Annotated in this window: 9 protein-coding genes and 2 pseudogenes; 4 read left to right on the top strand and 7 right to left on the bottom strand. The window is 67.7% G+C overall.

The window, feature by feature from the left end:
- Positions 1-107: 107 nt before the first annotated feature.
- Genes AC2CJA_RS17890 through AC2CJA_RS17880 form a run of 3 tightly spaced genes read right to left on the bottom strand, consistent with a single transcriptional unit; the run spans position 108 to position 5,513 of the window.
- Positions 108-4,118 carry a hypothetical protein gene (locus AC2CJA_RS17890; protein WP_484603700.1) on the bottom strand — a complete coding sequence of 1,337 codons (4,011 nt, stop codon included), beginning with the start codon at positions 4,116-4,118 and terminating at the stop codon, positions 108-110.
- Positions 4,102-4,536, bottom strand: a complete 435-nt coding sequence (locus AC2CJA_RS17885) for a DUF6375 family protein (protein WP_484603699.1) — start codon at positions 4,534-4,536, stop codon at positions 4,102-4,104. The genes AC2CJA_RS17890 and AC2CJA_RS17885 overlap by 17 nt, the downstream gene beginning before the upstream one ends.
- Entirely contained in the window at positions 4,533-5,513 is a 981-nt protein-coding gene (locus tag AC2CJA_RS17880; protein WP_484603698.1) for a radical SAM protein, read from the bottom strand. The genes AC2CJA_RS17885 and AC2CJA_RS17880 overlap by 4 nt, the downstream gene beginning before the upstream one ends.
- A gap of 40 nt (positions 5,514-5,553) precedes the next feature.
- On the opposite strand from AC2CJA_RS17880, the pseudogene AC2CJA_RS17875 reads away from it, so the two are divergent.
- Together AC2CJA_RS17875 and AC2CJA_RS17870 are read left to right on the top strand one after the other, a co-directional pair.
- Positions 5,554-6,352 (top strand): annotated as a pseudogene (locus AC2CJA_RS17875) (IS5 family transposase).
- Positions 6,353-6,431: 79 nt separating this feature from the next.
- Positions 6,432-7,261, top strand: a protein-coding gene (locus AC2CJA_RS17870) for an IS5 family transposase (protein WP_484603697.1) whose coding sequence is annotated in 2 segments (ribosomal slippage) — positions 6,432-6,774 and positions 6,774-7,261 — 831 coding nt in all. Because the reading frame shifts where the segments join, the coding sequence is not laid out codon by codon here.
- Here the strand turns inward: AC2CJA_RS17870 and AC2CJA_RS17865 are convergent.
- The 3 genes from AC2CJA_RS17865 to AC2CJA_RS17855 all read right to left on the bottom strand — a co-directional run bounded on the left by AC2CJA_RS17865 (position 7,258) and on the right by AC2CJA_RS17855 (position 9,889).
- Positions 7,258-7,602, bottom strand: coding sequence for a DUF2750 domain-containing protein (locus AC2CJA_RS17865; protein ID WP_484603696.1), 345 nt, complete (start codon positions 7,600-7,602; stop codon positions 7,258-7,260). The two genes, AC2CJA_RS17870 and AC2CJA_RS17865, sit on opposite strands and share 4 nt — an antisense overlap.
- Before the next feature lie 582 nt (positions 7,603-8,184).
- Entirely contained in the window at positions 8,185-8,538 is a 354-nt protein-coding gene (locus AC2CJA_RS17860; protein ID WP_484603695.1) for a hypothetical protein, read from the bottom strand.
- A gap of 184 nt (positions 8,539-8,722) precedes the next feature.
- Positions 8,723-9,889 (bottom strand): ISAs1 family transposase, encoded by a 1,167-nt coding sequence (locus AC2CJA_RS17855; protein WP_484603694.1) that lies wholly within the window; start codon positions 9,887-9,889, stop codon positions 8,723-8,725.
- A gap of 539 nt (positions 9,890-10,428) precedes the next feature.
- Here AC2CJA_RS17855 and AC2CJA_RS17850 point away from each other — a divergent pair.
- A complete protein-coding gene (locus AC2CJA_RS17850; RefSeq protein WP_484603693.1) occupies positions 10,429-11,244 on the top strand; it encodes a transposase family protein in 816 nt (271 codons plus the stop codon).
- Between the two features lie 24 nt (positions 11,245-11,268).
- On the opposite strand, the pseudogene AC2CJA_RS17845 reads toward AC2CJA_RS17850, so the two are convergent.
- Positions 11,269-11,454 (bottom strand): annotated as a pseudogene (locus AC2CJA_RS17845) (transposase family protein); the annotation flags it as partial.
- Positions 11,455-11,526: 72 nt separating this feature from the next.
- On the opposite strand from AC2CJA_RS17845, the gene AC2CJA_RS17840 reads away from it, so the two are divergent.
- Positions 11,527-11,814 carry a transposase gene (locus AC2CJA_RS17840; protein WP_484603692.1) on the top strand — a complete coding sequence of 96 codons (288 nt, stop codon included), beginning with the start codon at positions 11,527-11,529 and terminating at the stop codon, positions 11,812-11,814.
- Positions 11,815-11,817: the final 3 nt, after the last annotated feature.

Here is an 11,817-nt window from a genome sequence, read left to right as displayed (position 1 = left end):
CTGGTCAATCTGGCGCAGACGCCACCAGGCAACAGCCCGACACAGCCACTACCGACGACGATCCGTCGACGAACCCGCTGGATAGATCACGAAACCGCACTGGAGTATTAGTTCTCTGCGTTGCGCTGATCCGTCCCGAGCATCCGGATGTGGCGCCACACGTTCGCGTGGCTGCGCTGCGCCGTGCGCACCCAGGAAGGAACAGAGTGCCAGTCGACGGCCACCTCGCGCTCGCCCCAGGCCACCTGCATGATCCGACGATCACCGGCGAAGTCCTCGACGAGATCGCGGCGCAGGAAGAGCAGGTGGCCGCGCCAGGGCTTATCCGCGCGGAAGACTGCGGAGGCGCGCCGGCCGTCCAAGCCCACAAGGTCCACGGTGCCGGGCAGTTGACGCAGGCCAAACCGGGCGGCGAACTCGAACGACGGCACGTCATAGGACCCGTCGAGCCCGGTCTCCGAAGTGCTGTCGGAGGCGAACTCCACAGCGACCTGGTCGAGCCCGATGCCGCTGTCCTGCCAGTCGCGGCGCAGCGCCCGGGGCGGGACGGCGGCTGGGGCATCGTCGTCGAAGGTCAGCTTGAACCTGGGGCTCCACGGCATCTCCGCGGCCAGCACGTCGCGGACCGTCGGCAGCGAGGGGAAGAAGTCGTTCCCCGGATAAGGGCGCTCGCTGGCGAGGTGTTGTGCGGGGTCCGCGTCCTCCGGCTTCAGCAGGAGGGTGCGGAAGAACCCGAACACCGTCCGCCCGCCGTGGCGGTGGTCCAGATATCCCTCGACCAGAAGCCAGCCGCCGTCCACTCCGTGGATCTCCTCGGGTGACCACAGCTGGTCCGGCACGGTGACCGTCCCGGACGTGAGCCAGGTCTGGTCGTCCGTGGGCTCCGCGGGCGCCCATGGCGGGAGAGGCATGGGCGTCACCGGGGGCCTGTCGGGGAAGGTCGGGTCGATGTCGGGCATCAATCGTTCTGCGTCCCCGAACGGGGCCGGTGCACGGCCGGCGTCTACGAGGCGGCCGACCATTTCGTGGTAGGCGATCCAGCCGTACTTCTTGCCGTAGCGCTCCACGTTCCTGTGGGTGCTGTAGGGCCGGTCGGCGCTCCTGGCAATGTCTTGGTCGACGCCGCCGAATTTCTTCTCGCGCCAGCCCAAATCCCAGACGCGGGCCATGACCTCGGCGCGGGCCCTGCGGTAGTCGGGGTGGCCGAAGTCGTAGTTGTCCCTGCCGTTGATGGCGGCCCCGATGACGTAGTTCTCGAAGTCCATGCCGAAGGTGTGGTCGCACTCCTCGGCGTTTGGGTCGTCGTCCTCCATCACCTCGGCGGGCGCCACGGCGGCGAACCTCGGCGCGAAGGCGTCTACCCCGTCCGGGACGGCGGCGGGGTGGAGGGTGCCGGCGAATTCGTAGGTGGCCCGTATGTAGCCGCGCAACTGCTCGTGCGAGGTGGGCGCAGTCCCACCGTCGAGGAAGCTGCCGCGTAGCTGCACTAGCCAGTTCCGTAGCGCGTGTTCAAACGGTCCGCCGGGATCGGGCATCTGGTGGGCGATGCCGGCGCCGAACGCGGCGGCGACGAGGCGTTCGACGACATAGGGGTCGTCGACATCGAGCATCCGGGTGGCGAGGTCGAACAGTCGCTTGGGTTCTGGCCGGCCGTAGCGCTGGAGGGCTTTCGTCGCCAGGTCCCGCATGCTCTTGTCCGTGGAAGTCAGCAGCCAGGCGATGGCCAGCGCGTCTAGATCATCGCTCTCGGCGCGACTGCTGCTCCCGGTCCACCTGTCGATCGCTCGTTCCAGGTCCGCCGTAAGCCGGCCCGGAGCCCGGCCTCGAGCCCATTCGGTCCAGCGCAGGTCGCGTTGGGGAAGGGGCAGTTGGCGCAGGACCCGGTCGAGGAAGGCGGCGTTCAGGCGGTGCGGGGCGGATCTGCGGATCTCCCACAGACGGTCGAATGCGGGCCGGCCCTTCCTGTTGCTGGGATGTCCGGCAACGAGCGCGGTTGCGAGCGCGTCGACAGTCTCGTCGTCGAGAAAGCCCGACTCGGTGGTGAGTTCCTGGGCGAGCACCAACGAACGGTGCTCAGCCGGGGCGACGCGCCACAGGTGGTGCCTGGTGAAGCGGCGCGGCACCAGTGAGATGAGGCCGATGAGGATGTCCTCTCCGAGGGGGTGCGCATGGTCGCCTAGGAGGGACTGCCAGAGAGCCGCCTCCGCGAGCTGCTCGTTGACGTCCACGTAGGGCATGCGCACCAGGATCGCGTCGGCGATCAGGTATCCGGCGAGGCGGTCAAAAACGAAGCCGCACTCGGTGTCGTCAGAACCCCTGATCTCCTCGCGGAAGATCACTCCTTCCTCTACGAGGCGCCGGAACAGGCTTTCGTCCCAGTTCGGCTGGTCGGCATCGAGGATTCTTCGCGCTTCGTCGAACGGGAGCCGGCGGACGTTGTGCGTCCACATGTGTCTCGCCAGAGCGGCGAGGCGGCGCTTGATCTGGTCGGCCGGCACCGGAATGCGGGCCGGGTCCAGGGCCAGCCGCTCGGTCACACCATCGCGGTACAGCTCGAATACGCCGATGAGGGGCTGAGGCAGCGCCTCCGCGCCCACCGGCACCAGGCGGTCGTGGTTCGCGGCCTCGCAGTACATGCGTACGAACAGCGGGTTGTGGAAAGCGCCGACCGGAAGCCAGGCGTCGGCCGGGTTGATAAGGTAGTGGTCGAAGTAGACGCGCAGGATGTCGTTGACTTCCGCGTGCTGCCACTCCAGTTCCAGGGACACGGTGCCCTGCGGGAGGGTCTGGTCGGCGAGCACCTCGCGGAGGGTGACGATCACCGCGACGTGGGGGTAGCTGCCCAGGGCCGGTACCAGCCCGGCGAGCAGGGTCCGCCACTCCAGGGGCCGCTCGGCCTCGTTCAGGCCGTCGATGACCAGCGGTATCCGGCAGCCAGCGCGGGCTCCGGCTGAGTTGAGTGCTTCCAGGAGGTCATCGAAGCGGTCGACCCTGAGTCCGGGGATCCGTCGCGCGAGGTCGTCGAGAGTGTCGCCTGTGTGCAGGCTTGCCCCCTGGATGAACACCCCGGCTGTCGGCTGGCCTTCCGGCGAGGTCATCTGCGCGGCGAGGTGCGTCTTGCCCTGTCCTGCAGCGGCGACAACAGCGAGCAGCGGGGCTTCGGCGTCTGCTTGCATGGCGGTCAGCCACTGAACGATGTCGCGGATCTCCGCTCCGAGACCGGTGACGAGCGGCGCCTCGGGAAGGCGACGCTGCCTGAGCTTGAGCACCAGGCGTCGCAGCGTTCGGGGAGAGGTCCCCGGAGGCTGCTGGTCGGCGAAGCGCTCGCGCACTTCCCAGGGCCGAAGGCCCCTCCCGGCATCGATGACCGCCCGCAGGCCGCCGACGAACCCCTCCAGACCGTCGACAATCTCCTCGGCACCCTCACGGGTAACGGTGTCGAGGCCGTCGAGGGCTGCGCGCAGTGCCTGGAGCCGGGCTGTGACGTCGTCGGTGCGTTGCTGCAGCCACTCGAACGACGCCGGGCGCAACAAGGCCCGGTCGATGCGGTGCTCCACGTGGTGGGCGATGTGCAGCTGTGGGGCCCACCGGGCCCGGACCGGTGCCACAGATTGCTCGTGGGTTCGCGCCAGCGTTTTCGGGGTGAGGACGAGTTCACCGAAGAAGGTGGAGCGGAGCTCGTCGTGTCCGGCCAGTTCGGCGTCGTAGTTCTCGTTGCACCAGAGCTTGACGCTGACGCCCTGCCCGCCGAGTCCGTCGATCCACTCCTCGTCGCTCTTCGCGGGCCGCTCAGGAAGGCAGAGCACGAAGTCCGTCAGCCCGGCGACGTGCTTGATCGCCTTGGTGAGCGAGTCCTCGATCTGCTTGCGCTGGCCCGCGCTGAGCTCGTTCTTGCTGTTAAGGATGAACCATTTGCACGACCACCCCCAGATTCGGCCGGGGGCGCCCAAGGCACCGTCATGATCGACGCGCAGGTAGAACTCGACGCCGGGCTGGTTGCGGCGCTCTCGCATCGTGCCCAGCGCGCTGTAGCGGCGGGACACGATGGCCCGCGTGAGCGCTTCGAAGTTCTGGTCGGCGGCGCCGGGCAGGCGTTCCAGATCAATCAGATCCACCATCGCTCCGGTTGCTCGTATCCGACCGCATATTCCCGTCCTTGTCCCATTCGTGGCGGGAGAACACCTCGACCTTCGCGCCATGGTGGAGGAGCACCTTCAAGAAACCCTGGATATCGGACTCGTCGGTCCAGATCCGGACCGTCTCCGCCTCGCGGGTGACGCTGTGATCGGACGCGAAGATGTCGACGTCGGATCGCCCCATGTCGTACAACTGCATTTCGTACAGTGCTTGGCCGAGTTCGCGAGGCATGCGCTCTTCGGGGCTTCGCCAGTCGTCGTCAGACCACGCGGCCTCGGCGAGGGCTTGCAGAGCCTCCATGCGCTCCTCCGCTGCCTTCGCGCCGGTGACCGTCTGGAATCGGCCGATCAGGACCAGGTTCATCGAGTGCTCCGAGCCGTAGCCGTTCCAGATCCTCATCCTGTCTCCCTCAGCGTCTGTACGGCATCCATGATGGAGTTCCCGACCGGCACTCCCGTGGACGCGTAAGCGTGGGGGCGCAGCACGCCGGTCGCGTCGAGGTGCATGTGCGCGTCGAGGGGGAGCTCGCCTGGGATGGCCTCCGCGGTGGGCAGCGCGGCTTCCAGGCCGGTGCGGGAGATCGCGAGCCGAACCCCGGTTCTGGAGGTCACGGCCCATTCGACGAGGCGCTGCGCGTCGGCGTCGCTGATACCGGGCGTTGCCGCAGTCCGCTGCTCCGGCAAGAGCAGCAGTTCGGACGCACCGACCTTGCTGGCGAACTCGGCGAGGTCGTCCAACTCGCCGACCGTGTCGGTGTTGATGACCGCATTGATGCCGAACGGGGCGAAGGAGCCCAGTAGCCCGGCCGCGTGGACCACGGCCGTGAACGGCCGGCCCCGGAGCCGCTCGTAGGTGGCTCCGACCCCGTCGACTGACAGACGGACGAAGTGCACGGCCCCGCGCAGAGAACCGACGAGTTCGGGTGTGAGCCGGTGCCCATGCGTCGTGAAGGTCACCGCCATAGACGTGGACTGGGCGATGTCCGAACAAAGTTGAGCGAACCGCCGGTAAGCGGTCGGCTCCCCGCCTCCGAAGCCGACACCGAGGCACCCGACGGCGTCGAGTTCGACCGCCCACGCCAGCACACGCTCCCTGTCGAGCGCAGCGGCATGCTTGGGCGCGTAGCAGTAGACGCAGTGCAGCTCGCACGCGTTCGTCAGCGCAACGGACAGATACCGCGGAGCACGGGAGAACTGCTCAGCGGGAACAGGCACCTCGTCGAGCAGCACGTTCACCCCGGAGACGCGGTCGAACAGGTGAACGCCAGACGCGGACATGCGAATCTTGCACCTCATCGACGACATGATGTCACCGCTGCCGGTGACGCCGGGGCGGGATCGGGCAATGTCGTCGGCGCCGTGCCCCTTAGAAGTCATCTCATTTGGCGTCCTGAGTAGGCTGTGGGCCGTGGTGGGGATCGTTGAGCGGCTGGTGCCGGACGAGTTGTGGGAGCTGTTCCAGCGGGTGGTGCCCGAGGCGCCGTCCCGGCCGCAGGGCGGTGGTCGGCGGCGGCACGGCGACCGCGAGGTACTGGCCGCGATCATCTTCGTGGCCACGTCGGGGTGCACGTGGCAGCAGTTGCCGTCGGCGTCGTTCGGACCGTCGGGCGCGACGGCTCACCGGCGGTTCACCGAGTGGACGAGGGCTCGGGTGTGGGCCAGGCTGCACCGCCTGGTCCTCGACGAACTCGGGTCCCGCGGGGAGCTGGACTGGTCCCGCTGTGCGATCGACTCGGTGAGCATGCGGGCGACCAAAAGGGGGAGCTGACCGGTCCGAATCCTGTCGATCGGGCCAAGTACGGGTCGAAGATCCATCTGGTCACCGAGCGGTCCGGTCTGCCTCTGTCCGTCGGCATCTCGGGCGCCAACACCCACGACAGCCAGGCTCTGATCCCTCTGGTGAAGGGCATCCCGCCGATCCGCTCGCGCCGGGGCCGAGGCGACGCCGACCGGGCAAGCTCCATGCGGACAAGGGCTACGACTACGCCCATCTGCGGCGCTGGCTGTCCGGGCGAGGCATTCGGCACCGCATTGCCCGTAAGGGCGTCGAGAACTCGCAGCGACTCGGCCGCCACCGCTGGACCATCGAACGCAGCATGGCCTGGCTGGCCGGCTGTCGCCGCCTGCACCGCCGCTACGAGCGCAAGGCCGAGCATTTCCTTGCCTTCACGAGCATCGCCTGCACCCTCATCTGCTACCGCAGACTCACCAAATGAGATGACTTCTTAGAACCCCTAACGAAATGATCTTCGAGGTGGTTGGATCACTCCGGGAGTGCTGATCCGGAGGTGTGCGGTGGCGCGGCCGAAGCCATGGGAAGTCGACGACGAGCTGTGGGCGGTGATCGCGCCGCTGCTGCCTAGGGTTGAGCGACGGACCCGGCGCCCTGGGCGCAAGCGCCATCCGGACCGGTTGGTGTTCCAGGGCATCCTGTTCGTCCTGCACACCGGGATCTCCTGGGAACACCTTCCGCAAGAGCTCGGCTTCGGGTCGGGCATGACCTGCTGGCGCCGCCTGGCCGAGTGGACCGAGGCCGACGTGTGGCCCCGGCTGCACGAGGTCCTCCTCGCCAAGCTCCGCAGCGCGAACGCCCTGGACTTCTCCCGCGCGGCGGTCGACGGCTCCCACATCCGGGCGTTAAAGGGGGAGCCAAGACCGGACGAAGCCCTGTCGACCGGGGCAGAACCGGCAGCAAACATCATCTGATCATCGATGCCACCGGCATTCCGCTCGCCGCCACCTTGACCGGCGGCAACCGCAACGACGTCACCCAGCTGATCCCTCTTCTCCAAGCCGTGCCGCCGGTGCGGGGCAAGCGCGGCCGGCCCCGGCGCCGCCCGAACGTGGTGCTGGGCGACCGCGGGTACGACCACGACAAGTACCGTCGCCTGGTCTGGGACCTCGGCGTGAAGCCGTTGATCGCCCGCCGCGGCACCGGGCACGGATCCGGCCTGGGCGCCCAACGCTGGTTCGTCGAGCGCGCGTTCGCCCATCTGCACTGGTTCCGTCGCCTGCGGATCCGGTGGGAGATACGCGACGACATCCACGAGGCCTTCCTCACTCTCGGATGCGCACTCATCTGCTGGCGGCGACTGTGTGCTCTGGCGAGCGATGCCCTGGGCTAGTCAGCCGCCGCCAGCCGGTTGAGAACTTCCATGGGGGTGAAATCCCAGCCGACCAGGCGCGGCCCGCTCCAGTTGATGCCGATCTTGAGTCCATCCCGGGCGTAATCGGGCAGTTCGCGATCGCGCCAGGTCTCCAACGGCATGGACTCAACGCGTAGCCCATGCCCCCAGATCTTCGCTGCCCTCTGGGCGCGGGCCGAGGTCGACCAGAAGGGAAGACTTCGCGCGCCGTCCGCGGAGAGGTGGGTCGGCATTCCGTCGTCATCGCGGACAAGCCAGACGACTCTGCTTTGGCGGACATCTCGGAAGAACGCTGCCGCTTGCGAACCGCTCTGACTCATGGCCACTGAGACTAGCGGTACCCACCACTCATTTCGTTAGGGGTTCTTAGGGCTGGCTACGACGCGGGGGCGGCGTGCCTCCGCCCCCTGAAAATGGGAAGGCGATCATGGCGACGCCGAGCGTGCAGGATGCGACGAACCCACCACCACCCCACACCAGGGCTGTGGCCCTCGACTCCCCGATCCATGCTGCTGTGGCCCCGCAGACGAAGCCCGCGATCGTCGCCGCCATGACGCAGATGATGAGGGCTGTAACGCGGCTCACCCTGTCGTCCTCTCAGGTCAGTGGCAGCCGGTGGAACCCTGCAGACTCGACCAGCCACCGAAAACAACGATGACGTGAGGAGTTCGGCTTGGCGGTACCGAAAACCTCGGTCGAGTCCTGTCGTGCGACCAAGTCGACGAGACCCGTACGTGGCGGTGTGAGCCCTTGTGAGGGCAAGCATGGCGGAACGCGGTCAGGCGGTCGCCAACCTGGCGCGTGGCGGGACCCTGGAACTGGTCGGGCCCCTGCTCGGCGATGACGGTACCCGAGGTGATTGGTTGGGCAAAACGCGGAAGGTCTACGGGTTGTTGATCGGATCAGGGGCGATCAGGCCAGAACAGTGCGTGCGGGCTGCGAACGGCAGGCGGCCGAACGGGACGGACTTCCCCGGCGGTGGCCTCGGCGACGCGGAGGGCCTGGTCGTGGTCCCCTGAACCGAGGAGTTCGACGGAGCAGGCGCCGCAGTCGCCTGGCTGGCGCGCGTGCCCCGAACTGCGCTCGCGGCTGCTGCGCACGTGGGCAAACGCATCCTGCGGGAAGTCGGCCCGCACCGTGTACCAGATGCCGCCGCGCTCGTCATCAGGCAAGCCCGCCGCCACCTCCGGTCGCATCGGCGGCAGGATCCGCCCTTCCGCTTCTTGAAGTAGGAACACCCGGTCGATGAATTCCATGCTGTCCCCTACGGGACCGTGCTTCTCCAGCCAGGTCAGCGCCTCTTCGCGTGTGCCCGGTCCCCATAGGTAATCTGCCGGGTACTGGGTTGTTTCGTACCGGCTGTCAAACTCGGCCCAATGCGCGTCCTGGTGACGAGTGGTCGGGCCAGGGTCTTTGCGTGTAGTCGATCTGTCTGATTGATCATGTGATGCCGAGCGTGGTGAGTGCTCGTCGGGGGTCACGGCTGGTGTGGCGGCAGGCAGCGGCGATGTTGGTGTGGCCGTCCTGGCGGAACACGCTGATGGCGAGGTTCCGCAAGGTGGCCATGGCGCGGGGCAGGCTGCCGCTGCGGATCCTTGAGGCGTCCTCGGCGAACGTGGCGTCGCGGACGTGATGGAGCTGGTTCTCGATCTTCCAGTGGCCGCGGATCCAGCCGGCCAGCTCGGCGCCGGTGGCGGCGCCGGCGGGGAGGCTGGTGACGAAGTAGAGACGCTGGATCGACAGCTTTCCGCTGGTCAGGTCCTTGCGCCAGCGGACGGCCTGAAGGGCCTGGCGGGCGTCGGGATAGTCAAGGTGCCGGAACACCGCGGTCTTGAGCCGCCGGATCTCGACCCGGTGGTGCCGTGTCGCCTTGTCGTAGTGGTCGAGGCGGATGTCCTTCCACGGCAGCCGTTTCAACCGGTCCAGCAGACCGGGGTGGTTGGCCTTCACCAGGGCGACGTAGTGCGCGTTCTGTTCGCGCAGCCAGGCGCCGTTCGCGTGCTGGGTGTGCGCCGCGTCCGCCGTGACCACGGTGTTCTCCAGATCGATGCCGGTCATCAGCGGGATGAACGAGGGGGTCTCGTTGCTCTTGTCCGCGATCTGCCGCTGCCCCAGGACGGTGCCGGAGTGATCCATGGCGGCCAGCAGCCACACGGCCTTCCGGCCGGGGAGGCGGGATCCGCGCAGGACCTTTCCGTCCACCGACACAGCCCGCCACCGTGCCCCGGCCTGGCGGGAGTCGTCCCTGGACCGGAGGAACGCGCAGACTGCGGCGTCGAGGGCGTCGCCGTCGAGACGGCTGAGCAGCCGCATCACCGTGGTCGGGTGGGGCACCGGGATCGTCTTGCTGAACGGGTCGGTCCTGAACCCGACAGCGGTGAGGACCCAGCGGGGCGCGTCCGCGATCCACTCGGCGATCGCGGTCAGGGACCGGGCGCCGGCCAGCACACCGGCGGCAGCCGCCGACACGACGGCGACCAGCGGGAAACGCCGGCCACGGCGGTCACGCGGATCGGGCAGTCCGGACAGGAAACGGGCCAGGCAGACCGCGTCGGGCAGCGGCTGCGGCGAGCGGGTACGGGCCAGTTGCTCCAGCCCTTGCGGCATGGGAGAAGATAGGGACGCAGGCACGGTCTTCGGTTGTGGTCATGCGGATTCGACACCTACATGATCACCGAAGTCGTGCCTGCACCTGCATCCGCCCCCGGCACCGGGCGATCTCGGATCTCGCAGGACGAACCCACCCAAGCCTCAAACATGCAATGCCCCTGGTGGTCGGGCCCCCGCGGAATGCCCGTATCAGCACGTACTCGTACCCTTCTCCTTCTGTGCGCGATTCCCGCAGAGCCTCTGCGGATTCCAGCCGCACGCTCCCCTCGGCGTTCCAACTCATCGCCGCGACTTCTCGACGCAGCGGAGCGGGGTAGTGCTGGCCGCCGGGCGTCGGTTGCCCCCATAGCTGATTGATGATCTCGGCGAGGTCAGTGAGTGAGGTTTTCTCAGCGAAATGATCTACGCGAAGCCGGGTGAGACTTCGATACCGGGGCAGGCCGGACAGTCCTGCCCCGGTGACGGACAGACGTAAAGCCCCTGGTAGGACGGTTCTCTCTCATAAGATCGTCCGCTGCGATACCAGAGGCTTCACGTTGGTCCCCTATGGTGCCATGCTCGACGTCCCCCGCCCGGTGGTGGTCTTCCTTGCTCGGCTCCTGGCCGCCCACCGCCGGAAAATCGGTACCCCACGCGGGGCGCGGGCGCTGGGCCCGTTCCGGCAGGCGGTGCTGGTACTGCGCTGGTTCCGCGAGCGCGGCTGCGTGCACTGCCTGGCCCGCGACGCCGGGATCTCCCAGGCCACCGGCTACCGGTATCTCCACGAGGGCATCGATGTCCTCGCCGAGTGTGCCCCTGACCTGCACCAGGTGCTGGAGCGCTGCCGTGAGCAGGGCCTGAGTCACGTGGTGCTGGACGGCACGCTCATTCCCTGCGACCGCGTGGCCGGGACCACCGAGCGGGGCAACGACCTGTGGTACTCCGGCAAGGGGCGGCACTTCGCCGGAAACCTGCAGTTCATAGCGGCTCCCGACGGCTCGCTGCTGTGGGTCTCCGACGTTGAGCCCGGCTCGGTGCACGACCTGCGCGCCGCGCGGACCCATGTGCTGCCCGCGTTGTACGCCGCAGCCCGCGCCGGGCTGCCGACCCTGGCCGATGTCGGCTACACCGGCGCCGGTATCGGCGTACACACCCCCTTCCGTCCCCATCCCGACATCGCCTCACCTCTGGCAGCGGATACCCGGACCCACAACCGGCTCCTGCGCGGCATCCGCGCGATCGGCGAGCGTGCCGCAGCCGAACTCAAGCAGCGCTGGCGCACCCTCCAGCACGTGACGATCAGCCCCGGCCGGATCGGAGCCATCGCCCAAGCCGCCCTCGTCCTCAACAATGCATGGCACGAAAGGCGTTGAGAAAACCTCAGTGAGGCTTTTCCATCATCGGCCTGAGCTGGCCAAATGCAGGGTGAGGACGGCTTGGATGAGGCTGGTGATCCGGGTGGTCGAGCATCGGATCTTGCGAAGGAGACGCCAGGACTTGAGGGTGGCCATGGTCTGCTCGACGAGTGCGCGGATCTTCGCGTGGGACCGGTTCACTGCCTGCTGACCGGTGGACAGGGTCTCCCTGAGGGGCCCCGAAGATCCCGGACAGGGACCCAATAGGGTTGTCCTGTAAAGAATCGAAGGAAGAAGCACGTGGCACGTCCAAGTCCGTACTCGCCGGAGTTCCGTGAGGAAGCGGTCCAGCTGGCGTTGAAATCCAGCAAGCCCATCGCCCATGTCGCGCGAGAACTCGGAATGAACCCCGAGACGCTGCGCACCTGGGTGCGCCAGCACGAGCGTGAGAACGGACGGCAGGACGGACCGCTGCCGGTGGACGAGCGTGCCGAGCTGAAGGAACTGCGACGCCGGAACCGAGAACTTGAGCAGGAAAACTCCTTCCTGAAAAAAGCCGCAGCGTACTTCGCGAGGGATCCCCGGTAGCGA

Source organism: Streptomyces sp. ATLC9 (assembly GCF_057196705.1).
Note: the sequence above shows the minus strand (reverse complement) of the source record. Positions and strands in the feature narration are given on the sequence as shown.